Origin of the sequence: Pseudomonas triticifolii (assembly GCF_014358015.1) — a bacterium.
In the GTDB taxonomy this organism is placed as follows: domain Bacteria; phylum Pseudomonadota; class Gammaproteobacteria; order Pseudomonadales; family Pseudomonadaceae; genus Aquipseudomonas; species Aquipseudomonas triticifolii.
The window spans coordinates 155,199-178,355 of sequence record NZ_JACONV010000006.1 but is presented as its reverse complement, the minus strand read 5'-3'; the positions used below and the strand labels follow the sequence as shown (position 1 = coordinate 178,355).

Annotated in this window: 21 protein-coding genes; 7 read left to right on the top strand and 14 right to left on the bottom strand. The window is 59.5% G+C overall.

Annotated elements, in window-relative coordinates; all coding sequences use genetic code 11:
- Positions 1-29 precede the first annotated feature (29 nt).
- Both H8S56_RS11995 and H8S56_RS11990 read right to left on the bottom strand, forming a co-directional pair.
- Positions 30-1,106 (bottom strand): RHS repeat-associated core domain-containing protein, encoded by a 1,077-nt coding sequence (locus H8S56_RS11995; RefSeq protein ID WP_187518752.1) that lies wholly within the window; start codon positions 1,104-1,106, stop codon positions 30-32.
- A 63-nt stretch (positions 1,107-1,169) separates the two neighbouring features.
- Positions 1,170-2,240: an RHS repeat-associated core domain-containing protein gene (locus H8S56_RS11990; protein ID WP_187518751.1), complete on the bottom strand. Its 1,071-nt coding sequence runs from the start codon at positions 2,238-2,240 to the stop codon at positions 1,170-1,172.
- A 232-nt stretch (positions 2,241-2,472) separates the two neighbouring features.
- Here H8S56_RS11990 and H8S56_RS11985 point away from each other — a divergent pair, with 232 nt between their 5' ends.
- A complete protein-coding gene (locus H8S56_RS11985) occupies positions 2,473-3,039 on the top strand; it encodes a DUF2780 domain-containing protein (RefSeq protein WP_024685142.1) in 567 nt (188 codons plus the stop codon).
- Positions 3,040-3,063: 24 nt separating this feature from the next.
- Here the strand turns inward: H8S56_RS11985 and H8S56_RS11980 are convergent, their stop codons facing one another.
- Both H8S56_RS11980 and H8S56_RS11975 read right to left on the bottom strand, forming a co-directional pair.
- Positions 3,064-4,092 carry an RHS repeat-associated core domain-containing protein gene (locus tag H8S56_RS11980; protein WP_187518750.1) on the bottom strand — a complete coding sequence of 343 codons (1,029 nt, stop codon included), beginning with the start codon at positions 4,090-4,092 and terminating at the stop codon, positions 3,064-3,066.
- Between the two features lie 72 nt (positions 4,093-4,164).
- Positions 4,165-5,058 (bottom strand): acyltransferase, encoded by an 894-nt coding sequence (locus H8S56_RS11975; RefSeq protein ID WP_024685144.1) that lies wholly within the window; start codon positions 5,056-5,058, stop codon positions 4,165-4,167.
- 192 nt (positions 5,059-5,250) lie between these two features.
- Between H8S56_RS11975 and rloA2 the strand changes: the two genes are divergently transcribed.
- From rloA2 to creD, 4 genes are all read left to right on the top strand, one after another.
- The gene (gene rloA2 / locus H8S56_RS11970) at positions 5,251-5,754 is read left to right on the top strand and encodes a retropepsin-like aspartic peptidase RloA2 (protein ID WP_024685145.1); all 504 of its coding nucleotides are present in this window, start codon (positions 5,251-5,253) and stop codon (positions 5,752-5,754) included.
- Between the two features lie 59 nt (positions 5,755-5,813).
- Complete coding sequence (gene creB / locus H8S56_RS11965; RefSeq protein ID WP_187518749.1) at positions 5,814-6,494, top strand: two-component system response regulator CreB; 681 nt, start codon at positions 5,814-5,816, stop codon at positions 6,492-6,494.
- Positions 6,494-7,921 carry a two-component system sensor histidine kinase CreC gene (gene creC, locus H8S56_RS11960; RefSeq protein ID WP_187518748.1) on the top strand — a complete coding sequence of 476 codons (1,428 nt, stop codon included), beginning with the start codon at positions 6,494-6,496 and terminating at the stop codon, positions 7,919-7,921. The genes creB and creC overlap by 1 nt, the downstream gene beginning before the upstream one ends.
- Positions 7,922-8,060: 139 nt before the next feature.
- The gene (creD, locus tag H8S56_RS11955; RefSeq protein ID WP_024695451.1) at positions 8,061-9,437 is read left to right on the top strand and encodes a cell envelope integrity protein CreD; all 1,377 of its coding nucleotides are present in this window, start codon (positions 8,061-8,063) and stop codon (positions 9,435-9,437) included.
- A gap of 116 nt (positions 9,438-9,553) precedes the next feature.
- On the opposite strand, the gene H8S56_RS11950 is transcribed toward creD, so the two are convergent.
- From H8S56_RS11950 to H8S56_RS11920, 7 genes are all read right to left on the bottom strand, one after another.
- A complete protein-coding gene (locus tag H8S56_RS11950) occupies positions 9,554-10,183 on the bottom strand; it encodes a glutathione S-transferase family protein (protein WP_187518747.1) in 630 nt (209 codons plus the stop codon).
- 248 nt (positions 10,184-10,431) lie between these two features.
- Entirely contained in the window at positions 10,432-10,611 is a 180-nt protein-coding gene (locus H8S56_RS11945; protein WP_024685150.1) for a hypothetical protein, read from the bottom strand.
- The gene (locus tag H8S56_RS11940) at positions 10,608-11,741 is read right to left on the bottom strand and encodes a PepSY-associated TM helix domain-containing protein (protein ID WP_187518746.1); all 1,134 of its coding nucleotides are present in this window, start codon (positions 11,739-11,741) and stop codon (positions 10,608-10,610) included. The genes H8S56_RS11945 and H8S56_RS11940 overlap by 4 nt, the downstream gene beginning before the upstream one ends.
- A 256-nt stretch (positions 11,742-11,997) precedes the next feature.
- The gene (locus H8S56_RS11935; protein WP_187518745.1) at positions 11,998-12,981 is read right to left on the bottom strand and encodes a FecR domain-containing protein; all 984 of its coding nucleotides are present in this window, start codon (positions 12,979-12,981) and stop codon (positions 11,998-12,000) included.
- Positions 12,978-13,496: an RNA polymerase sigma factor gene (locus H8S56_RS11930; RefSeq protein ID WP_187518744.1), complete on the bottom strand. Its 519-nt coding sequence runs from the start codon at positions 13,494-13,496 to the stop codon at positions 12,978-12,980. Before H8S56_RS11930 ends, H8S56_RS11935 begins: the two co-directional genes overlap by 4 nt.
- 356 nt (positions 13,497-13,852) lie before the next feature.
- The gene (locus H8S56_RS11925) at positions 13,853-14,566 is read right to left on the bottom strand and encodes a 3'-5' exonuclease (protein ID WP_187518743.1); all 714 of its coding nucleotides are present in this window, start codon (positions 14,564-14,566) and stop codon (positions 13,853-13,855) included.
- A 13-nt stretch (positions 14,567-14,579) separates the two neighbouring features.
- A complete protein-coding gene (locus tag H8S56_RS11920) occupies positions 14,580-16,514 on the bottom strand; it encodes a putative nucleotidyltransferase substrate binding domain-containing protein (RefSeq protein WP_024686454.1) in 1,935 nt (644 codons plus the stop codon).
- Positions 16,515-16,745: 231 nt separating this feature from the next.
- Here H8S56_RS11920 and H8S56_RS11915 point away from each other — a divergent pair, with 231 nt between their 5' ends.
- On the top strand, positions 16,746-17,189 hold the full coding sequence (locus H8S56_RS11915) for a response regulator (protein ID WP_024686453.1): 444 nt from the start codon (positions 16,746-16,748) through the stop codon (positions 17,187-17,189).
- A gap of 443 nt (positions 17,190-17,632) precedes the next feature.
- Here H8S56_RS11915 and H8S56_RS11910 read toward each other — a convergent pair whose 3' ends face one another.
- Positions 17,633-19,810, bottom strand: a complete 2,178-nt coding sequence (locus tag H8S56_RS11910) for a malate synthase G (protein WP_187518742.1) — start codon at positions 19,808-19,810, stop codon at positions 17,633-17,635.
- 311 nt (positions 19,811-20,121) lie between these two features.
- On the opposite strand from H8S56_RS11910, the gene H8S56_RS11905 reads away from it, so the two are divergent.
- Positions 20,122-20,640, top strand: coding sequence for a glycine cleavage system protein R (locus H8S56_RS11905; RefSeq protein WP_024688185.1), 519 nt, complete (start codon positions 20,122-20,124; stop codon positions 20,638-20,640).
- Positions 20,641-20,863: 223 nt separating this feature from the next.
- Here the strand turns inward: H8S56_RS11905 and rarD are convergent, their stop codons facing one another.
- Positions 20,864-21,751, bottom strand: coding sequence for an EamA family transporter RarD (rarD, locus tag H8S56_RS11900; protein WP_024688184.1), 888 nt, complete (start codon positions 21,749-21,751; stop codon positions 20,864-20,866).
- A gap of 251 nt (positions 21,752-22,002) precedes the next feature.
- Positions 22,003-22,977 carry a serine/threonine protein kinase gene (locus H8S56_RS11895; RefSeq protein ID WP_187518741.1) on the bottom strand — a complete coding sequence of 325 codons (975 nt, stop codon included), beginning with the start codon at positions 22,975-22,977 and terminating at the stop codon, positions 22,003-22,005.
- Positions 22,978-23,157 lie beyond the last annotated feature (180 nt).

Sequence of the window (23,157 nt, the reverse complement as noted above, 5' to 3'; positions counted from 1 at the left end):
GGCGGGCAGCTCAGGCTGCCCGCTCCAGATTACAGGGCAGTGGACGAGTCGCGTCGGCCAAACCAGACGGGTGCATAGCTAAACCTTGCGCCACGCGCTTTGTGTTCTTTTGAAGAAGAGCGCACGAACAGATTCTTACGCATGATTTCGATTGTGACGGTGTCGCCACTCAGCTTTTCTTCAGCATTGACAACACCCTGGTAGCCCAACGTGGGGAGGCCCGTTTGACGTGAGAATTGTTTTGCGAACGGCATACTGGTGTCTGCAGAGTGACACGCGATGATGTGAGCACTTTTGTAGTTTTCGAACACGACGCCTTGTTTCTTTAGTTCAGCGCTCAGATGCTCTGCACCGATGTACTGATGGTCCGCGTACAGCGTGCTGTTATCGGCAATACCGGGGAGTGCGCCATGTGCGTTAACGACCAGCTGTTTTTGTCCTGGCCCGATATCGTGATCGTAGATATTAATCTCTTTCTTTACGGTTCGTTTATTGCTCAGATCCAGGCGCACGAAGGCGTCTTTAGCCTCCGGAGGCGGTGTATTCATGCGCGCTAGCCATTTGCGAAAAGGCTTCATGAACGCAGGTATGTGCCCTGTCGGATCTATCTGATTAACCGGGTCCCCCTTGCAATACGCATAGGCATTCAAACCACCGTCGCCAAACGGGCTCAAACGGTCCGGGCTGTTGAACCTCATGAGCACCGGGTTGAACCCCCGATAGCCGTTACCCATCAGATAGTGCCCGGTTACCGGATCTGCCTGCTGACCTGTAAAGCCGGGCAGATCCATGAGTTTGGCTTGAGGATGCCGATGACCGTACGGCGTAAATGAAGCCCTCTCCTCAGGTGTCACAATGACCGATGCCTGCTGGTCGGTCGCGAGCAATACAGACGTTGTCGTTTGATTCTGTCCAGGCTGAAGCGCCAGCAACTGTTCATCAGCGTGCAGCAGTGTGCGCTGCGCCTGGCCCTGAAGGTGTGTCGTCAGGCGGTTCTTTTGAAAAAAACGCTGCACGCTCTCCTGTCCCGCCTGTGCGCTGAGGACCAGCCTATCCAGAGGGTCATAGTGATAACGGCAAAGCAGGGCCGGTGCGATCGAGCTCATGGGGCTTACCTTCTCTGGCGTGAATCGTTCAGGTTTGAGCCTGCTCGAAGTCCGGTTCGCAGCCTAGCTATCAGAATCGCCAGGTGTCACGGCTTGGTTCGAGCCTCGAATTGTTGCGGTTTCTGTCTCGCTAAAGACGATGTCTATTCGCTTTTTTGGGCGCATGGCATTGCTCATGACCTCGGTTGCATCCTGGAGATATTCGGATGAGACCTGTTCATACACGTGCGTTTCGTTTGTTCTCTTGTGGCTCGGACGGGTGCGGAGCCATCGGCCATCAGGAGTGGGAGGAAGGGGGCGCATCTGCAGCTGTATGGCTCTCTGCTCTGGTTCGCTGAACGTACCAGCCTGCTTCAAGCGCTCCTTGTAGTGCTTAGGTTTCTTTTTGATAAGTCGCCCGTCCTTTGTGCTAGGGACTTTGCCGAGAGACTTTACCTTATGCACTCTTTCTGAGACGTTGTTGGTTACATCACCCTGTATCATTCCAGCAAGCGTTTTAACATCCGAATTCGATTCCGGCGATAATACAGACGCATGTCGAGTTATGCTGGTTTTGTTTCTAACCGTCGATGAGGGTCTTAATCCTTTGAAAATGCTGGCTAACACTCTGGTTGTTAGATGTCCGTTCTCATCCACACTGTTGACCGGATCCCCAGAGCAATAACCATACGCGTTAAATCCACCTTCACCAAACGGGCTCAAACTGTCCGGACTGTTGAACCTCATCAATACCGGATTAAGCGCCCGATAGCCATTGCCCAGCAGGTAATGCCCGGTCACGAGGTCCGCATGCTGCCCGGTGAAACTCGGTAGGTCTGGAGGGATGGCCGATGAGTTCCTGTTGCCATACGGCGTATACGAAACACTGGCCCCAGGCATCGCAATGACGGAACGCTGTTGGTCGCTGGCAAGCAGCGTAAAGCTGGCTTGATGATCCTGCTGATTCTGTTGCGCCAGCAAGTAGCCATCCACGTGTAGCTGTCTATTTCGGTGTTGACCTTGAATCTGCATAGTCGAATGATTCTTTATATAGAAATGCTGCGCAGTGTCCTGATTTGCACGCGAAGCGCTTGCCAGACGATCGCCAGGGTCGTAGCTGTAACGGCACAGCAGGGTAGAATCGATGGAAGTCATCAGGCTTTCCTCGGTGGCACGGACCATTGAGGTTCAGTGTGTGCATGACTTTGATCGCAGCCTAGCTATCAGAACTGTCAGGTAATGCCCGTCTGGACGTCATGCTCACACGTCACAATCGGAAATAACCGCTATCTCCTGTGAGGCATCGGGAACAAGCCTTGGCTCACTCAGTCAAAACGTCTGTTTTACCGCCCACTCACGGGCGGTTCAGTTTGATGAGGTTGACCGAATGAAGACTGCACGCGTGATGGCACTGGCAACGTTGATGGGCCTGGCAGCAAGCCCGGTGTTTGCCTTCAACCTGAATGACGCAGCGAATGCGGTTTCCAACGCCACCGGCGGGAATCAGAAAGCTACAGCCGCACCCGAGGCGGCCGGCTTGCTGAACGCGCTAGGCTCCCAACTCAATGTCACTCCCGAACAGGCGGTAGGCGGGACGGGTGCATTGTTGGGGCTGGCGAAGAACAAACTGGCTGGCAACGATTACTCGCAACTGGCCCAGTCGGTTCCCGGCCTGGAGCAACTGTCAGGTGTCTCTGCGCTCGACAGCCTCGGAGGCGCTAACGGCCTGGGCAAGCTGCTGGGCGCAAACAAGGCAGGCGACAACTCGATGCTCAACAGTGCCTTGGGCAATGTGCAAAACATGGGTGACGTGAACAACGCGTTCAAGGCGCTGGGCATGGACAGCAACATGGTCAGCCAATTCGTCCCTGTCATCCTGCAATACCTGGGGCAACAAGGCGCCAGCGGCTCCGCGCTGCAGAGCCTGAGCGGGCTGTGGGGGGCGGGTAGCTGATTGCCTGGGGCGCGGATCCCCCTGTCATGATCCTCTGCGTAATAAAGCACCGGTTTTGAGGAGCGCATGATCGTGCACTCCTGAAGTCATGGCGCCCGCGAGGTTGAAGGCCAGTCCCACCATAGAGGTCGGGCTCTTACCCTCGGTGCGCAGCTTTTGCGCCCACATCGCCGCCGCATGTATATGAGCGCCTGAATTGCTCATCTTGCCTGTGCTCACCTGTTTCGCCAAAGCGGCGTAGTCCATTGCCTGCTGCAATGTCAGGTTAGTGTCGCCGTGACTGGCGAGGTTGAGGTTGACTGAAGCGAGCTTCTGGACAAACGGCGATTGTTTGTCCAGTCCCTGTGTGGCGCTGCGTAGGTATTCTCTGGTGGGGGTTATCGGTGCTGGTGCGACTACTTTTCTCTCCAGCGCTTGGCGCACCGTTTGAAAGATACCGTCTTCATCGCTCAGGCTTGCCCTCTTCACCACCGCCGGAAGGACTTTTCTCAACCGTACGGAAAGCATTCCTAAAGCACCTATCGGAAAGCGCCCGCTGGGGTCCATGTAGTTGACGGGGTCACCTTGGCAATAGGCGTAGGCGTTGAACCCGCCCTCATCGAACGGGCTTACCGTGTCAGGACTGTTGAACCTCATCAGAACAGGATTGAATGCCCGGTAGCCATTGCCCAGCAGGAAATGCCCGGTCACCGGATCAGGTATCTGACCCGTATAGCCGGTCAACACGGACGGTGCCGTTTGTGCGGACGTGCCGTAAGGCGGGTAGGCGCATGTATGGCGTTGCTGATCGTTGAGGCTGTGCAGCACAGAACGTGACTGATCGGTGGCCAGTAGAGCGTTTTGGTTGACTGCGGCATCGGTGGCGATGATCGCAAGTAACCAATGCTCTGCCTGCGCAATGCTGCGTCCTGAACGTCCTTGAAGCTCGCAGGCGGTACGGTCCTTCAGGTAGAAGCGTCTGACAGCATCCATGCCCGCTGGCGTACAGTCTGCCAGGCGATTCAGGGCATCGTAGCGATAGGAACCAAGCAGCGTGGCGGCGGACATTGGCATGAGTGTGACCTCTTGAGGTGTTCGAGGTCAGCATTCTTCAGCCGGTGCCATGCTGTCTACCTGTCAAAATCGTTAGTGTTGCTGTGCCTCCAGCCTTAACGCTGCAATCCGTGCATCCTTCTCGGTCCAGAGCTGATTGACCCAGCCCTGTACCTTCTCGCGAAACACCGGATCGTTCTCGTAGTCTCCCTGCCACAGCCAGGGTTCCAGTTCGCGGGTCTTGATATCGACAATCACGTTCGAGACCCGTCCGCAGAGCATGTCCCAGAAGCCCGGGATGGTTGAGCCGGGATACACCACCGTAACGTCCAGAATCGCATCCAGCTGCTCACCCATGGCGGCCAGCACGAATGCCACGCCACCCGCCTTGGGTTTGAGCAGGCTGGTGTGGGGCGAGGCTTGCGCCGAATGCTTGGCCGGCGTGAAGCGCGTGCCTTCCAGGTAGTTGACGATGGTCACTGGCTGGCGTTTGAACAGTTCGCAGGCGGCCTTGGTGATTTCCAGGTCCTTGCCTTTGAGTTCCGGGTGTTTGGCCAGAAAAGCCCTGGTGTAACGTTTCATGAACGGGTAATCCAGCCCCCACCACGCTAGACCCAGCAGCGGCACCCAGATCAGCTCTTTTTTCAGAAAGAACTTGAAGAACGGGGTGCGTCGGTTAAGTGCCTGAATGAGTGCGGGGATATCGACCCACGACTGATGGTTGCTGATCACCAGATACGACGTGTCGCTGCGCAGGCCCTCATCGCCGCGAATATCCCATCGCGTCGCAATGCAGGCGGCGAAAATGAGTTTGTCGATCTCGGCCCAGGTTTCGGCAATCCACATCACGGCATGGGAGCAGTGATCCCGCATGCGGCCTCTGAACAAAAGCTTGAGCAGGGCGAAAACCAGTAACGGGCCAATCAGCACCAGTGTGTTGATCAGCAGGAGGAGGGTGGCAAAACAGCCGGTGAGTACACGGCGCATAAAAGGCTCTTGAGGGGGCTGGGCCGGCAATGATAAAGATCATCGCGTTTTACGCCAATTACACAGGTACTTACAAATGTTTCACGTGCGAGGGATTATGCTCGCCGAACACTGAGCTGCCGAACCAACGGCAGGTTCGCTGTCTAAAACCGGGCGCCAATCAGGCGTTGTCCCTTGTGAGGAACCTTGCACGTGAAACCGATTCTGGCGCTGTTGTCCCTGCTCGCTCTGCCTGTCATGGCAGCCGAACCGACGCTGTATGGTCGCTATGAAAACATCAAGGTGGTGGATGTCGGCCAGACCTTCAAGGCCAAGATGGACACCGGTGCGTTGACCGCTTCGCTGTCGGCCAAAGACATCGAGTTGTTCAAGCGTGATGGCGATGACTGGGTGCGTTTCCGTCTGGCGACCAAGGACGCCGACAGCAAGGTCTACGAGCACAAGGTCTCGCGGATCAGCAAGATCAAGGGCCGCTCCGAGGGCGATGACGAAGACGACGAAGTGATCGACCCGACCAAGCGCCCGGTGGTGGACATGGAGCTGTGCCTGGGTGACAAGAAGCGCACTGTTGAGGTCAATCTGGTGGACCGCAGCCACTTCAACTACCCGTTGCTGATCGGCGCCAAGGCGCTGCGCGAGTTCGACGCAGCGGTCAATCCGGCGCGCCGTTATACCGCTGATAAACCCGATTGCTGATTGACGCAGAGGGCTGAAATCGCGCAACGTTTCGCCCTCTCTCCCAGCGCCCGGATGCCATGCCGCACATATTGATTGTCGAAGACGAAGCCGCGATTGCCGACACGCTGATCTATGTGCTGCAAAGCGAAGGGTTTACCACCTCTTGGCTCAGTCTGGGCCAGGAGGCCGTCGAGCAGCAGCGCGTGTCGCCGGCCGATCTGATCATTCTGGACATCGGGTTGCCGGATATCACCGGGTTCGAGGCCTGCAAACAGCTACGGCGTTTCAGCGACGTGCCGGTGATTTTCCTGAGCGCGCGCGACGCTGAAATCGACCGCGTCGTGGGGCTTGAAATCGGCGCGGATGACTATGTCGTCAAGCCGTTCAGCCCGCGAGAGGTCGCTGCAAGGGTTCGGGCGATCCTGAAACGCATGCAGCCGCGCTCTGTCACGGTTTCGGAAAACCAGCCGTTCACGGTTGATCTTGAGCGTTTCCAGATCAGCTACCGCAACCAGCCGTTGAGCCTGACCCGTCACGAATTCCGCCTGTTGCAGTGCCTGCTTGCCCAGCCCGAGCGCGTGTTCAGCCGCGAGCAACTGCTTGATGCGATGGGGGTTGCGGCGGATGCAGGTTACGAGCGCAGCATCGACAGCCACATCAAGAGCGTACGTGCCAAGCTGCGTGTCGTCGCGGCCGATGCCGAGCCGATCCAGACCCATCGCGGCCTAGGTTACAGCTTCAGCCCGGGCCATAGCTGATGCCGTTGAGCATGCGGATTTTTCTGGTCTACGCGGTGTTCATCGCATTGACCGGCTACTTCGTGCTCAACACGGTGATGAAGGAAGTGCGTCCCGGCGTGCGTCAGTCCACCGAGGAAACGCTTGTAGACACGGCCAATCTGCTGGCCGAGATTCTTCATGACAATGTCAAGAACGGCACCCTGAACCAAAGCCGCTTGCCAGACGCACTCAAGGCCTACGGTCTGCGTCAGCCTGCTGCGAATATATGGGGGCTGGCCAAGAATCAGGTCAATAACCGCATTTACGTGACCGACGCCCACGGCATCGTCCTGCTCGACTCCAGCGATCAGGCGGTGGGTCAGGATTACTCGCGCTGGAATGACGTGTACCTGACCTTGCGGGGCGAGTACGGTGCGCGTTCGACCCGCAGTGACCCGGACGACCCTAACTCATCGGTGATGCACGTCGGTGCGCCGATTCGCGATCAAGGGGCGATCATCGGTGTGGTCACGGTCGCCAAACCCAACAGCTCGTTGCAACCCTACGTTGACCGCGCCGAGCGCAGGCTGCTGTGGTACGGCGGCGGCCTGATGGTGCTGGGCCTCTGCATGGGCGGCCTGTTTTCCTGGTGGCTGGGTTCGGCATTGAGACGGCTGACTGGCTATGCCCAGGCCGTCAGTGAAGGACGTCGCGCAGCGCTGCCGCATTATCGGGGTGGCGAGCTTGAGCAACTGTCTGCGGCGGTCGAACACATGCGCACTCAACTGGAAGGCAAAGCTTACGTCGAGCGCTACGTGCACACGCTGACCCACGAACTGAAAAGCCCGCTGGCGGCGATCCGCGGTGCTGCCGAGCTGTTGCAGGATGAGATGCCGAGCGAACAGCGAAAACGTTTCGTCAGTAACATCGAGGGCGAAAGCGCCCGTTTGCAGCAACTGATCGAACGGCTGCTGAACCTGGCGATGGTCGAACAGCGCCAGGGTCTGGAAGAAAAGGTCGCGATAGCGTTGGCCGATCTGATCGATGAACTGCTGACGGCCAGAAATACGCGCATAGAACGTCAGGGCTTGCGCATCGACATCCAGATCGATCCCGGCCTGCAGCTTTTGGGCGAGCGCTTCCTGTTGAGCCAGGCGCTGGCCAATCTGATCGACAACGCGCTGGATTTCACGCCCGTCAATGGCAGGTTGAGTCTGGAGGCCATGCGTGATGGTGAGCGGATCCTTTTCACCCTGTACAACGACGCCGCTCCGATTCCCGACTACGCCTTGCCTCGGCTGAGCGAACGTTTCTATTCCCTGCCGCGTCCGGACAGCGGCCGCAAAAGCACTGGGCTGGGACTGAATTTCGTAGAAGAAGTCGTGCAGTTGCATGCAGGTGAAATGCACATCGGGAATGTCGAGGGCGGGGTCGAGGTGAGGCTGTTGCTGCCGTCTGCCCTCTAATAAATCCCACATGCCCGTGAACTGCCCAGGACAACGCGGCTGAAAGTGTGGTGCACCACCACACAATCTCCACACAACCCCCATCCTGTCTCCACATGCCCATTCCAGACTCTCCCCATCGAAAAACAGGGAGAGCCCCATGAACCGAAATCTGGCTGTAAAACTGGGCACCATTGCGCTGCTGATCCTGCTGTTGCTGATTCCATTGTTGATGATCGGCAGTCTGATCACAGACCGACAGTTGCAACGCGACGGGGTGCTTGAGGACATTGCGCGCAGTTCCAGCTTCAGTCAGCGTCTGACTGGCCCGATTCTGGTCGTGCCGTATCGCAAGATCGTGCGGATCTCGAAAACCAACGCCCAGACCGAAGAGCGTTATGTTGAAAACGCCTCTGAGCGAGGGTATCTGTACTTTCTGCCGGAGCGGTTCGAACTCGATGGCAAGGTGCAGACCGAGCTGCGCGCCCGAGGCATCTATGAGGCGCGTCTTTATCACGCCGATAACCACATCAGCGGCCAGTTCGTGTTGCCTGAGCAGTTAGGTGTGACGGGCGACTTTGACGATTACACCTTCGAGAAGCCTTATCTGGCGCTGGGCATCAGTGATATTCGGGGTATCGAAAGCGCTCCCAAACTGCAGATCAACGGACAGACGCTGGACCTGTTGCCCGGTTCACGAGTCGAGTGGCTGGGCGAAGGCGTGAGTGCCAACCTGCCGATGCTGGAAGGTCGCGAGCAGGTCACGCTGGATTTCGCGTTCGATCTGCGTTTGCAGGGCACCGGCCAATTCGAGGTTGCGCCGGTGGGCAAGTCCAGCCGCGTGCAGTTGAACGCCGACTGGCCACACCCCAGTTTCATCGGCAATTACCTGCCGACCCAGCGCGAGATCACCGATCAGGGCTTCAGTGCTGCATGGCAGGCCTCGTTCTTTTCCACCAATCTGGAAGACGCGCTCAGCCGCTGCCTGACAGCGCAGGCATGTGAAGACTTCAAGAGCCGCAGCTTCGGTGTGAGTTTTGTCGATCCTGTGGATCAGTACCTCAAGAGTGATCGAGCGATCAAATACGCGCTGTTGTTCATCGCGCTGACGTTCGCCGGATTCTTCCTTTTCGAAGTCCTTAAAAGTATGGCGGTGCACCCGGTTCAATACGCACTGGTGGGCGCGGCGCTGGCGTTGTTCTACCTGATGTTGCTATCGCTGTCCGAGCATCTGGGCTTTGCCATGGCCTACGTGCTGTCGGCGAGTGCCTGTGTGTGTCTGATCGGTTTTTATGTCAGTCACGTGCTGCGCAGCGTGGGTCATGGGGCGGGCTTTGCGGCCGGGCTGACGGCGTTGTACGGGTTGCTCTACGGCCTGCTCAGTGCTGAAGATTATGCGTTGCTGATGGGCGCTTTGCTGCTGTTTGGCCTGCTGGCCGTGTTCATGGTGCTGACCCGCAAGCTGGACTGGTATGGCATTGCGATCAGTCGCCCGAGCCAGCCGCTCGATGCCGGTCTGGAGGTGCGCCATGAGTAAATGGCTCGGTTTGCGCGAGGATCAGGCACGGGCGCGCTGCCTGATCTCCATCATCGTCAGTCAGTTACCGGAGCCGCCACGATCCCGTGCATGCCCCGACAACCGATCACGCAGCCTCAGGCCGGTGGCTGAGTTGCCAGCATCGAAGGGCGCTGGCTGACCTCCAGATACCAGCTCGCCAGGCGAGGGTAGGCACTACGCCAGCGCAGGTCGGGCTGGCGGAAATCCAGATAACCCAACGCCGCTGCGACGCTGATGGACGCCACATCGAATGACGAGCTGAGTTCGGTAATGGCGTCCTGCTCAAAATAGCTGAGGGTGCGCTCGATTTTTCCCTGCTGGCTGTTCAGCCACAGGTCCCAGTGCTTTTCAGCAGGCCGCAGGAAGGTTTCGTAGCGGATCAGTACAGCAGCGTCGAGCAATGCGTCGGCCAGTGATGCCAGGGTCAGGCGCCGCCAGCGCGCCGACCCTTCGCGCGGGATCAGTGGATTGCCGACATGCTGATGGTCCAGATAATCAAGGATCACACGGCTGTCGTGGATCACGTTGCCATCGGCCAGGCGCAGGGCCGGGAGCTTGCCTGCCGGGTTGTCGTCATTGAGTTCGGCAGACGGATTGACAGGCGTCAGTACCGTGGGATGCAAGTGCACACGGTCGAACTGACCGGTTTCGTGAAGCATCACCACCACCTTGCGGGCGAAGGGAGAAGCGGCGTTGAAATACAACGTCATCGTGGGCGCAGACATGAGTGTTCCTCGCTGGGACAGTCCCATAGACTAGTCAGCGAGGGACGGGACTGCAATCGGAGGTAACAATCATGGGTCACAAGCATTCCGATCATGCACGGGCTATGCGCTCATCTTTCATACGCACGTTGTGAATAGCCCGCAAAGCGGGTCTGAAACCGTAGAGGCTGGCTGAATTCAGATTCTGTGGGAGGCGGCTATCCACTGAAATCGTTCTGGAACGATGAATACAGCACCTACCGATGTCATCACCGCCGAGTCAGCAATCCTCTGACGCTCAACCCCGCCGCGACCCCCATGCCTGCCCACGCCAGGGCATCCCATGCGCCATCACCCAGCAGCGCCGCGAACAGACCTACCCCCGTTAGCAGCGCGATCCATGCAGGCTTGGCGAAGGTGTTCCAGAACCGCGACGGCTTGCCACTCATTGCGTTACCTGCGCCTGACCCATGCTCACTGTGCGGGCGGCACGCCGTCTGACCCACCACAGATAAACGCCGCTGCCGAGCACGATGATGGTCAGCACGTCCAGCATGGCCCAGAGGATCTTCATCGGCATGCCGCCGTAATCACCGAAATGCAGCGGCTGTGACATGCCCAGCGCGTCCATGTACCAGGGCCGTTCGACCACTGCGGTGACTTTCAGGGTCTGCGCGTCGATCAGCACCGGGGTCGCCAGGTGCGCGGTCAGGTGCGTGTTGCCCTTGAGAAACACGGCGTAGTGATGCTCGCTGGAGAAGCGCGTGCCGGGAAAGGCGATGAAGTCGACCTGCATGCCGGGCACCGCCGATTCCGCGATCTCCAGCAGCCGCGTGGCCGGTGCGCGTTGAGTCAGGGGTGGCGCGTCGCGGTAGGGCGCAATCATGGTGGCCAGCGCGTCGTTGCGCCACGAGGCAATCAGCAGGTCGGCGCAGGCACTGATTACCCCCGTGACGCCCACCACCAGCGCCCAGGTCAGGGTCACGACGCCGATCAGGTTATGCAGGTCCAGCCAGCGGGTGCGTGTGGATTTGCTGGCCCGGACCGTGCCGAACTCAAGCTTGCGCATGAACGGCGAGTACAGGACCGTCCCGGACACAATCGCCACCACGAACAGCAGCCCCATGAACGCTAGCAGCAGTTTACCCGGCAGTTCGGCGTACATGTCCACGTGCAGGCGCAGCATGACCATCATGAACCCGCCATTGGCCGAGGGCATTTCCAGCGCTTCGCCGGTGCGCGCATCCAGCGCGAAGGTGTGGGACGAGTTTGGTTCGGTGCCAGCCGTTGCCGCCGTGATTGCCATCACGCCGTTCGGTTCTTCGTCATCCCAGCCAAAGTACTGCATCACTTCACCCGGACGATGCGCTTCGGCCGCCCTGGCCAGTTGCTCCAGGTTCAGGTGCGGCGTGTCGACCGGCATGTCCTTGTAATGCGGCGCATCGCCCAGCAGGTGGTCGATCTCGTGGTGAAAGATCAGCGGCAGGCCGGTGATGGCCAGCATCAACAGGAACAGTGTGCAGATCAGGCTGCTCCAGGTATGGACGACAGACCAGCGACGCACGGTTTGGCTTTTCATGGGGTATCCACAGACGAAAGGACAGGGCTCGTTAAGGCTAGGCTCTGTACGAAAAGTGGCTGCGCTCGGTGATGCTGCGTTAAAAACAGGCTCGGAATGCTCATTTACAACACGTAGAGTCGAACGCGACCCCGGCCGTTCCTCGCCTGTTTTTGCCTTGCCTGACCTTCGCTCGCCGACTTTTCGTACAAAACCTAAGCCGCATGAAATCGCAAAAGTGTCAGCGCGGCGCAGGGTGAAGCCTTGCCGCTGTGTTTCAGGGTTTTGCAGCCGCAGCGTCATGTCTGGGCAGCACCGTGATCCACCACGGCGTGTGCTGCTCGATACGCACCGGCAATGTCGGCAGCAGCGCCTTGAGCGCCAGGTTGGTATCGGTCAGCGGGAAGCTGCCCGTGATGCGCAGGTCTGCGACTTGCGGATCGACACCCAGATGCCCCTGTCGATAACGGCCCAACTCCGCCAGCATGTCCTGCAGGCGAGCGTTGTCCACCACCAGCATGCCGCGCGTCCAGGCGTCTGCGCCCATTGGCAGCGCGAGCAGCGGCCCCAGGCTGTCTCGGGTCAGGCGAATCTGCTGGCCTTCGCGCAGGATCTGTTCCTGAGGAAGATCACGGGCGTTGGCGGCGACAGCCGATTGCAACACGCTGAGCAACGTTCCGTCTGCGTCGCGCCTGACCAGAAAACGCGTGCCGAGCGCACGCATCTTGCCGTCCGGGGTTTCCACGATGAAGGGCCGAGGGTCGTCATGATCGCCGGTCTGCACCAGTATTTCGCCGTCCTGCAGAATGACCCTGCGCTGTCTGGCATCGAAGCGCACGTCGATTGCGCTGTGGGTGTTGAGGCGAATCAGGGTGTTGTCGGCCAGGCGCACGTCGCGTTGTTCGCCGGTCGCCGTGCGCTGATCGGCCAGCCAGTAGTCCAGCCCCAGGTAACGATCAGCGGTGAACAGCGCCAGACCACAGGCCAGAAACACGCCAGCCAGACCGCCGCCGAGCTTGCGCAAGCTGCGTCGCAGAGCACCGGGTGATTGTTGCAAGGCCTTGCGCGCCGGACCTGAGGGCACGGCAAAGCGCTGATTGACCATGCCCAGTTGGCTCCAGGCGCGTGCGTGTTCCTCATCCGCTGCCAGCCAGCGGGCGAATTCGGCACGCTCGCCGTCGTTGCCGTCGGCCGAGTCCAGATTCAGTTGCCACTCGATGGCCGCGTTCAGTACGCGGGCGGATACCGGTCGGGTGTTCATGTCGGCTCGCCATACAGCAACACGTAACACTGACGCATGGCCTGGGCCAGATACTGCCTGACCCGCGATACCGACACGCCCAGCCGCTCGGCAATCTCGGCGTGGCCCAGCCCGTCCAGGCGGTTATAGAGGAAGGCTGCGCGCGCTTTGCCGGGCAAGGTGTCCAGCAGGCGGTCAATCGCTTTCAGGTCTTCCAGGATCAACAGTTGCTCTTCGGGCGAGGGCTGTTCGGCCTCCGGGACCTGCATCAGCTCGCCGAGATACGCCTGCTCCAGCGCAGCACGGCGGAAATAGTCGAACATCAAGCCTTTGGCGATGGTCGCCAGAAACGCTCGGGGCTCTCTGGGCGACTGCAGTTCGTCACGGCCCAGCAAGCGCACGAACGTGTCCTGACTCAGGTCCTGAGCACGCTGCGGACAGGCGACATTGCGCCGTAGCCAGGCCAGCAGCCAGCCGCGATGATCGCGATACAACGCACCAACGATCTCGCTATGAGGGCTTGGGACTGACGACACGAACGGCCTCGATGAGAAGAATCGAACTAAAGAGAATCATTCGCGATTGTGACAGGGCGCGTGGGTAGTGGCAATTGGCGTCTGTCGGCTGAGGAGTGACATTCGACTGCCTGATCGTTCCCACGCTCCTGCGCTCATCGTTCTATACAGGCTTGCTGCAACCAACGGATTGTGGGAGTCGGTTTGCCGGCGATTTTTTTCTGAAGCGCCATAGCGATGATTGAACTGACGCCATCGCCGGCAAGCCGCCTCCCACGGGGTATGCGTTCAGTCCGACGCCTTGATGATCGTCCCCACGCTTCAGCGTGGGAATGCAGCCCGGGACAATCTGCGTCTCAATGGTGCCGATCACATGATCAAAAAGAATGCGACTGCTTGCGTCTGCGCCATTGTCCCAGGCATTCCTCCAGCCGGACGGGGCTATCGATCTGTTGGCGGCGGGCATGGCTGAAGAGGATCAGGGCCAGCTCGGCGGTCACCAGGGCATCGGCACTGGCGTTGTGACGTTCCTCGGCATGGAGGCCGAAGAAGCGGGTCCAGTCGTCCAGGCCCGCATGACGCAGATTGGCCTGTTCGCAGAGCATCGGGGCGATTTCTGCGACATCGAAAAAAGGATGTTGCAGTCGATAGTCCAGGCTGTCCTTCAGTGCACGCGACAGCATGTGCTGGTCGAACGGCGCATGAAACCCCAGCACCGGGCTGTCGCCCAGAAACTCCATGAAGTCCAGCAGCGCGTCGACCGGCTCGCTGCCCGCCGCAATGGCGCTGGGGGCCAGGCCGTGAATCAACACCGCCGGGCTGACCTTGTGATCGACGCGCAACAGCGTGCGCTCGAACTGCTGGCCCAGATCAATGGCACCGTCCTCGATTACCACGGCGCCGATGGACAGGACCTGATCGCGGTTCATGTTCAGGCCGCTGGTCTCCAGGTCCAGCACCACCCAGCGCTGCTGGCGCAACGGCTTGTCGCTCAACCTCGCACAGGTCGGCAGCGCCTTGAGCCGCTGCAGTTGATGGCTTTCCAGTGGAGTCCTTTTGGGGCGTGGCCGCAGCCATTCGAACAGATTCATAAGGCGTCGATATTCACAGTTGGTAACGCAGCGTCAGGCTGGTTTGTAAACGCTGCGCCTGACGAAACGATTCACGCAGGATGCGCCGGTCCAGATGGTTCAGGGTGTCCGGGTCGATGCGGTTGGAATACGCAAGGTTCTGGCGACTCTGCAATTGATGCTGCTGCATGCGCGTCTGCTGGATAAAGTGATAGGCCTCTTCATAAGCCGCACCGTCCAGCGGGTCGATGACCTCGCGCTCGACCAGTTGCCGCAAGCGCTCAAGGGTGTTGTTGGCGCCAATGCCGTTGGCCAGCGCCAATAGACGTGCGCCATCCACGAATGGCGTCAGGCCTTCGGTCTTGAGGTCCAGCGTGTCTTTTTCGCTGCCTTTGCGGGCCAGCACGAAATCCTTGAAACGGCCCACGGGCGGGCGTTGGCGCAGTGCGTTTTCAGCCATCATGCGCTGGAACAATCGGTTGTCCGCCACTTGGTCGAGAATGCCCCGGCGCAGTTGATCGCCCCCGCTTTCATCGCCCCACACCACCCGAAGGTCGAAATAGATGCTCGATGCCAGCAGGTTCTCGGGCGTGGCCTCGCGAATGAACGCCGCGAACCGTCTGGACCATTCGGCGCGTGACAGGCACAGGTCCGGGTTGCTGGCCATAATGTTGCCTTTGCAGAGCGTGAACCCGCACTGCGCCAGGCTCTGATTGATGCGCTCGGCAATCGGCAGCAGCAGGGTGCGGATCCGGGCGGCTTCTGCCGCGTCGGCGGCCTCGAACAGAATGCCGTTGTCCTGATCGGTGTGCAGCGTCTGCTCGCGTCGGCCTTCGCTGCCGAAACACAACCAACTGAACGGCACACCGGGATCACCGTGTTCTTCAAGCGTCAGCTCGATGACCCGGCAGACGGTGTGGTCGTTGAGCAGGGTAATGATCTGTGTGATCTGGGTCGAGGACGCACCATGGGCCAGCATGCGATCCACCAGTTGAACGATATCGCCGCGCAGACCCGTCAGTGCCTCAATGCGCGGCGCATTGCGGATAGTACGTGCCAGGTGCACCAGATCGACCCGTTGCAGGGAGAACAGGTCACGCTCGGAGACCACGCCGCACAGCCGTCCGTCTTTCACCAGGCAGACATGGGCGATGTGCCGCCCGGTCATGGCGATGGCGGCATCGAACGCGCTGGCATCCGGGCTCAGGTGAAAGGGTGCCAGGCTCATGCTGTGCCGAATCTCGGCACCGAAATCAGTGTTCACATCCGCGACCGCTTCGCGCAGATCACGCAGGGTGAAAATTCCTAGTGGAGATTGACGCTCGTCGACGATCACGATGCTGCCCACTTGCTGCTCGTGCATCAGCTTCACCGCCTCGCGCATGGGCATCTCGGGGCTGCACATTACCGGGTGACGCATGGCCAGCTCGCCCAGCCGCGTGTTCAGGGAATACTGGGTACCAAGGGTCTCGGCGGCGCGTTGCTGGACCTGCTGATTGACCTGATCCAGCAGGCTGCTGACCCCGCGCAGGGCGAAGTCGCGAAAGGTGGTGGACAGTGCGAACAGCTTGATGAACGCCTGCTTGTTCAGTTGCAGGCAGAAGGTGTCTTCAGCCGCCAGATGCTCGGTACGTGTCGCCCGTTCGCCCAGCAGGGCCGCAAGCGGAAAGCACTCGCCGGTGGTGATCTCAAATGTCGTTTCCGTACCGCCTTTGGCTGAATGAGGACGTTCGCCTACCACTCGGCCTTGTTTGACGATATAAAAGTGTTCTACTGGCCCATCGCCAGGCTTGATGATGCTCTCATCGGCAGCGTAAAACCTGAGCTGGCATTGTTCGACGAGGTACGCCAGGTGGGCGTTTTCCATCTGGTTGAAAGGCGGGAATCGCTGCAGGAACTGCATGGTGCCGTGGATGTTCTGCAGCACGGCCGTCTTGCCTGCCTGGGTGAAAGCGTCTGCTTTACTCATGAGCTGTTCCACGTTCTTGTTATTGGTGCCCATGGTCGGCCGCTTGTAGCACAGTGCCCATTGGACGTAAGTCTTACGCCTGGGTTGAACGCCATGGTCATCTTGATGCCAGATAAGTGATTGACGAACGCACTGGAGCGCGAACGATCATTGGCCGGGAAGCCGACGAAATACATCGCAGATCTTGCGCGGTCTGCTGTCGGAATGGGTTCAGGGAATGATGAGATTGCGATGATTGACCACGACATACTCAGCGACGAAGAGCGCATTGCCCTCACTGAGGTCATGCTGGAACCGAACCGCGATACGCCGCAACGCGTGCTGATCGTCGACGACGACAACGACGCGCGCGAACTGCTGGCCGAAATTCTGAGCCTCAATGACATCAGTTGCCTGACAGCGCCAGACGTTGAAAGCGCAATGGCGCTGATAGCGACGCGTGATTCCATCGGCCTGCTGATCACGGATCTGCGCATGGCACCGGCCGACGGCCTGGACCTGATACGTCAGGTCAGGGAATCCGAGCGCGCCGAACTGCCCATTATCATTGTTTCCGGCGACGCCAACGTGCGTGACGCCATCGACGCCATGCACCTGAACGTGGTGGATTTTCTGCTCAAGCCGCTCAATACCAAGCAACTGGTCAAGCTGATCAGGCGAGAGCTGGGGATGTAACAGCCGCCTCAATGGCTCTGATACCGCGCCGTTTCGTAGCAAACACAGAACTGTGGGAGGCGGCTTGCCGGCGATAGCGTCAGGCCGGGCAGTGAAGGGCCAACTGAAAATTTGCATCGCCGGCAAGCCGCCTCCCACGGGATCTTTATTCAGCCAGCGCGAGGCCCGGGCACAATCAGCAATTCACTGCTAAAAATCCGGAGCAACCTGCCTTTAAGGGACGACCCATACACGTTGCCACGCTCAGCGCTATGAACAGGTCTTGCTGGAGGAATGCAGACCTTGTGGGAGGCGGCTTGCCGGCGATGGCGTTTATTCAGTCGCAGCTAGGGCGCTTTGGAAACCGGGTCGCCGGCAAACGACATTTTCCCAGTAAATGACCTGTCGCTTGATGAGCACCTGCGCTACCAGGGCCTGAACCCTGGAGCGCTCTTGGTGCGGTGTTACTGAGCGTTTCTGGCCTTGAACTCGCGACGACGACGATGCAGCACCGGCTCGGTGTAGCCGTTCGGCTGGCGGGAGCCCTCGATGACCAACTCAACGGCTGCCTGAAAGGCGATGTTGCTGTCGAAGTCAGGTGCCAACGGACGATACAGCGCATCACCCGCATTCTGACGATCCACCACGGGTGCCATACGCTTGAGGCTTTCCAGCACCTGCGCTTGCGTGACCACGCCGTGGCGCAGCCAGTTGGCCATGTGCTGGCTGGAAATGCGCAGCGTCGCGCGGTCCTCCATCAGGCCGATGTCGTTGATGTCCGGCACCTTCGAGCAACCGACGCCCTGATCGATCCAGCGCACGACGTAACCCAGAATGCCCTGGGCGTTGTTGTCCAGTTCGTTCTGAATCTCGTCAGGCGTCCAGTCAGTATTGGGGGCAAGCGGAATGGTCAGGATGTCGTCCACCGAGGCTTGCTCGCGCTGAGCCAGTTCGGCCTGGCGGGCGTGCACATCGACCTTGTGATAATGCAACGCATGCAACGCAGCCGCCGTCGGCGACGGCACCCAGGCCGTATTGGCACCGGCCAGCGGGTGAGCGATTTTCTGCTCGAGCATCGCGGCCATCAAGTCCGGCATGGCCCACATGCCCTTGCCGATCTGCGCCTTGCCCTGCAAGCCGCACTTGAGGCCGACATCGACGTTGGCGTTCTCGTAGGCACCGATCCACTTCTCGGCTTTCATCTGCGCTTTGCGCACCACCGGACCGGCTTCCATCGAGGTGTGGATTTCATCACCTGTGCGGTCCAGGAAGCCGGTGTTGATGAACACCACGCGCTCGCTGGCCGCCTGGATGCAGGCCTTGAGGTTGACCGTGGTGCGGCGCTCCTCGTCCATGATCCCGACTTTCAGCGTGTTGTGCGGCAGCCCCAATACCTGCTCGACACGGCCGAACAGTTCATTGGTGAACGCAGCTTCTTCGGGGCCGTGCATCTTCGGTTTGACGATGTACATCGAGCCGCGGCGGCTGTTGCTGCGTGATGTGTTGCCGTTGAGGTTGTGGATCGCCGCCAGGCTGGTCAGCAGTCCGTCGAGAATGCCTTCCGGCACTTCGTTGCCGTGCTTGTCGAGCATCGCATCAATGGTCATCAGGTGACCGACGTTACGAATGAACAGCAGCGAACGTCCGTGCAGCGTGACTTCACCGCCCTTGGGCGTGGTGTACACCCGATCAGGGTTCATGGTGCGGGTGAAGGTTTCACCGCCCTTGGACACCGATTCAGCCAGGTCGCCTTTCATCAGGCCCAGCCAGTTGCGGTACACGATGACCTTGTCGTCGGCATCGACGGCTGCAATGGAGTCTTCGCAGTCCATGATGGTGGTCAGCGCAGCTTCCATGAGAATGTCTTTGACGCCCGCAGGGTCGGTTTGACCCACCGGGCTGGACGCGTCGATCTGAAGTTCGAAATGCAGGCCGTTGTGTTCGAACAGAACGGCGATCGGTGCTGACGCGTCGCCCTGAAAACCGATCAACTGCGTGTCGTTTCTAAGCCCGGTGTTGCTGCCGCCCTTGAGGCTGACCACCAGCTTGCCGTCGACCAGTTTGTAAGCCGTCGAGTCAACGTGCGAACCGGCCGACAAGGGAGCGGCTTCGTCCAGGAACGCGCGGGCAAAGGCAATGACCTTGTCACCACGTACCTTGTTGTAGCCTTTGCCCTTCTCGGCACCGTCCGCTTCGCTGATGGCATCGGTGCCATAAAGCGCGTCGTACAGCGAGCCCCAGCGGGCGTTGGAAGCGTTAAGTGCGAAGCGTGCGTTCATCACTGGCACGACCAGCTGCGGGCCTGCCATGGTGGCGATTTCTTCATCGACGTTTTGCGTCGTGATCTGGAAGTCTGCCACTTCTGGCAGCAGATACCCGATTTCCTGAAGGAATGCTTTATAAGCCGAGGCATCGTGGGCCTTGCCGGCATGGGACTGGTGCCAGACATCGATTTTTGCCTGCAAGTCGTCACGTTTTTCGAGCAGAGCCCTGTTTTTGGGGGCGAGATCGTGAATCAGCTTGTCCGCACCGGCCCAGAATGCGCCGGCATCGACGCCGGTTCCGGGGATGGCTTCGTTCTGCACGAAGTCGAACAGGGCTTTGGCAACCCGCAGGTCACCGACTTGAACGTACTCAGTCATTGCACTTGCCTCACTCTGCTCAGCAGGGTCGAGCTCACTCAAGGAGCGCTCTGTCATTGGTTTTGATGTTATGTAGTGCGCGACGCGGAATACTACATGAGCAACAGCGTTGTGAAAACGCTGGCGAATATGTCATTAAAACGACTGGATTTTCCGATCCAGTCACGATTTCCGGTCTGTACTCAAAAAACAGGCCGGATTGTTCCATAAGTCATGCTGAACGGTACACGATTTGCCGTATCAGGTTCGCTGCGCAACCGTGCCTATACTCATCCAACCCCCCACATTGTGAACAAGAAGAGGAATTGACCGTGGATCATCTCGTCGTAACGCTGATTGCCCCTGACAAGCCCGGGCTGGTTGAGCGCATTGCTCAGTGCATCGCCGAGCAGGGCGGTAACTGGCTGGAGAGCCGCATGTCGCGCATGGCCGGGCAGTTCGCAGGCATCCTGAAAGTGGGTGTAGAGCCTGAACAATACGATGACCTTATCGCCGCGTTGAATGCACTCTCGGCCCATGGCATCCGCATGCTGCTGGCCGAAAGCGTGGTCGAGACCGCAGGCCAGACCCGTCCTATCAGCATGGAACTGGTCGGTAACGACCGCGCCGGTATCGTGCGCGACATCACCCGCGTGCTGGCCGAGCAGGGCGTCAACGTCGAACGGCTGATCACCGACGTCTCGCCCGCGCCCATGAGCAGCGAACTGCTGTTCCACGCCGAGGCCGTGTTGGGCGTGCCGGTGAGTCTGGCGCTGGACGACTTGCAGGCGCGGCTGGAAACGCTGGCGGATGATTTGATGGTGGATTTGGTGCTGCGCACGGACGCTTGAGTCATGCTCAAGCTTATCCACGCTTATCCTGCGCCTGCCTGTGGATAAGCTGGGGGAATCGCCTTGTATGCCAGACGTGGCAAGGCTTTGCGGAATTTGATCAAAAAACCAACAGTTTCAACGGCTTGTGCACAAATAGCGTGAGCCTGCCTGTGGATAACCGTTGGAGAACCCTTTGCAGGCCACGCAGAACGTGGCTTGCGAAGGTTTGTATGTTTTTTGATCAGGCTCGCCGGCGTAAACTCAGCCAGGCGTCGATGCTGTAAATCGCCAGACCCGCCCAGATGCAGGCGAACGTGATGATGGTGCTGGCGCTCATGTGCTCATCGTAGAGCAGCACGGCCAACAGCAGCACCAGCGTCGGCGCCAGATATTGAAGAAAGCCCAGTGTGGTGTAGGGCAGGTGACGGGCCGCGGCGTTGAAACACACCAGCGGTATGAGCGTCACCGGACCTGCAGCAGCCAGCCAGATGGCTTGCGAGGTGGTCCAGAATTCGGCTTGTGCGCTGAGCGCGGTCGGGTTGAGTGCCAGCCAGATCAACGCCAGCGGCACGAGCATCCAGGTTTCCACGACCAGGCCGGGCAATGCGGCCACCGGGGCTTTTTTGCGGATCAGCCCGTAGAACCCGAAGGTCAGCGGGAGCACCAGCGAGACCCAGGGCAGGTTGCCGACCTGCCAGACCTGTTGCGCGACGCCCGCTGCGGCGAACCCGACCGCCAGCCATTGCAGACGCCTGAGCCGCTCGCCCAGCAGCACCATGCCGAGCAGCACGTTGACCAGCGGGTTGATGTAATAGCCCAGACTGGCTTCGACCATGCGTCCGTTGTTCACCGCCCACACGTACACAATCCAGTTGGCGGCGATCAGTGAACCACTCAGGGCCAGCACCGCGAGGCGCTTCGGGTTGTCCCGCAGCTCGCGCCACCAGCCGGGATGCTTCCAGAACATCAACACAATCGAGCCGAACAGCGCGGACCACAGCACCCGGTGGATGATGATCTCAATGGCGGGTACGGCGGCGATGGCTTTGAAGTAGAGGGGGAACAGGCCCCAGATGGTGTAAGCACTCAGGCCGAGGATGTATCCGCGGCGCGGATTGGCAGCTTGCATGGGTCGTCCCTTAAAAGCAGGTTGTTCCGGTTTTTAGTAGTGAGTTGCTGACTGTACCCAGGCTTCGCGCCGAGGCTCTTGAACAGTTTTGCTCGATAGATACAAGGACTTGTGGGAGCGAGCTTGCTCGCGAAGGCCAGCCTTCAGGCGACTCTTCTTCCGGAGCTGTTCCGGCCTCTTCGCGAGCAAGCTCGCTCCCACCAACGCCCGCGTCGATTCGCCCAGATGTGCGTATACGTGTAGGGGAACGTTCAAAACAGCTTCAACGGCTCCTCATTCAACGCTGACATTTGCTCGCGAAGGGCCAGGATCTGGTCGCCCCAGTAACGCTCGGTGCCGAACCAGGGGAAGCTGTGCGGGAACGCGGGGTCATCCCAGCGCCTGGCCAGCCATGCGCTGTAATGCATCAGGCGCAGGGCGCGCAGCGGTTCGATCAGGGCCAGTTCGCGCGGATCGAAGTCGTGGAATTCGTTGTAGCCGTCCATCAACTCGGACAATTGGCCAAGGCGTTCCTGACGATCACCAGCCAGCATCATCCAGATGTCCTGCACCGCAGGCCCCATGCGGCAATCGTCCAGGTCGACGATGTGGAACACGTCGTCGCGGCACATCATGTTGCCGGGGTGACAGTCGCCGTGCATGCGGATGTTGGTGTGGGGCGTTGTGGCGTAAACGTCCTCGACACGCTTGAGCAGGTCACGCGCCACGGACTCGTAGGCGGGCAGCAGGCTGCGTGGGATGCAGTCGTTCTCCAGCAGGTAATTGACCGAATCACGACCGAAGTTCTTCACGCCCAGCGCCTCGCGGTGCGCGAATGGCTTGGTTGCGCCCACGGCGTGAATGCGGCCGAGCAACTGCCCCAGACGGTACAACTGGTCGAGATTGCCCGGCTCGGGCGCACGTCCGCCACGACGCGGAAACAGCGTGAAGCGAAAGCCTGCATGTTCGAACAGGGTTTCACCGTTGTGCACCATGGGGGCGACCACCGGCACTTCGACCGTGGTCAGCTCGTGGGTGAAGCTGTGTTCTTCGAGGATCGCCTCGTTGGTCCAGCGTTGCGGGCGGTAGAACTTGGCGATCAGCGGCTGGCCGTCTTCGATACCGACCTGATACACCCGGTTTTCATAACTGTTGAGCGCCAGAATGCGCGCATCGCTGAGAAAACCGATGCTTTCGACAGCATCGAGGACCAGGTCGGGAGTAAGTGTTGCGAACGGATGAGCCATGACTACTCCTGCGCGCAGCAGGTTGCCGCGTCGGACCGCTGATGTTAACGCAGACCGGTCCCGGTTCGCTAAAAGCCTGGATGTTTAATCTGTGCAAAGGCGGGTTTGTCACCAAACGGTCATCGTCCGTTCGCTATTCAGCCATCTTGGGGCTTTACAGTCGCCGCCAATGAGATCGAT

Excerpts from the sequence above, each read along its gene's own strand:
- H8S56_RS11995 (WP_187518752.1), bottom strand. The coding sequence starts at position 1,106 with ATGAGCTCGATCGCACCGGCCCTGCTTTGCCGTTATCACTATGACCCT.
- H8S56_RS11990 (WP_187518751.1), bottom strand. The coding sequence starts at position 2,240 with ATGACTTCCATCGATTCTACCCTGCTGTGCCGTTACAGCTACGACCCT.
- H8S56_RS11985 (WP_024685142.1), top strand. The coding sequence starts at position 2,473 with ATGAAGACTGCACGCGTGATGGCACTGGCAACGTTGATGGGCCTGGCA.
- H8S56_RS11980 (WP_187518750.1), bottom strand. The coding sequence starts at position 4,092 with ATGCCAATGTCCGCCGCCACGCTGCTTGGTTCCTATCGCTACGATGCC.
- H8S56_RS11975 (WP_024685144.1), bottom strand. The coding sequence starts at position 5,058 with ATGCGCCGTGTACTCACCGGCTGTTTTGCCACCCTCCTCCTGCTGATC.
- creB (WP_187518749.1), top strand. The coding sequence starts at position 5,814 with ATGCCGCACATATTGATTGTCGAAGACGAAGCCGCGATTGCCGACACG.
- creC (WP_187518748.1), top strand. The coding sequence starts at position 6,494 with ATGCCGTTGAGCATGCGGATTTTTCTGGTCTACGCGGTGTTCATCGCA.
- creD (WP_024695451.1), top strand. The coding sequence starts at position 8,061 with ATGAACCGAAATCTGGCTGTAAAACTGGGCACCATTGCGCTGCTGATC.
- H8S56_RS11950 (WP_187518747.1), bottom strand. The coding sequence starts at position 10,183 with ATGTCTGCGCCCACGATGACGTTGTATTTCAACGCCGCTTCTCCCTTC.
- H8S56_RS11945 (WP_024685150.1), bottom strand. The coding sequence starts at position 10,611 with ATGAGTGGCAAGCCGTCGCGGTTCTGGAACACCTTCGCCAAGCCTGCA.
- H8S56_RS11940 (WP_187518746.1), bottom strand. The coding sequence starts at position 11,741 with ATGAAAAGCCAAACCGTGCGTCGCTGGTCTGTCGTCCATACCTGGAGC.
- H8S56_RS11935 (WP_187518745.1), bottom strand. The coding sequence starts at position 12,981 with ATGAACACCCGACCGGTATCCGCCCGCGTACTGAACGCGGCCATCGAG.
- H8S56_RS11925 (WP_187518743.1), bottom strand. The coding sequence starts at position 14,566 with ATGAATCTGTTCGAATGGCTGCGGCCACGCCCCAAAAGGACTCCACTG.
- H8S56_RS11920 (WP_024686454.1), bottom strand. The coding sequence starts at position 16,514 with ATGAGTAAAGCAGACGCTTTCACCCAGGCAGGCAAGACGGCCGTGCTG.
- H8S56_RS11915 (WP_024686453.1), top strand. The coding sequence starts at position 16,746 with ATGATTGACCACGACATACTCAGCGACGAAGAGCGCATTGCCCTCACT.
- H8S56_RS11910 (WP_187518742.1), bottom strand. The coding sequence starts at position 19,810 with ATGACTGAGTACGTTCAAGTCGGTGACCTGCGGGTTGCCAAAGCCCTG.
- rarD (WP_024688184.1), bottom strand. The coding sequence starts at position 21,751 with ATGCAAGCTGCCAATCCGCGCCGCGGATACATCCTCGGCCTGAGTGCT.
- H8S56_RS11895 (WP_187518741.1), bottom strand. The coding sequence starts at position 22,977 with ATGGCTCATCCGTTCGCAACACTTACTCCCGACCTGGTCCTCGATGCT.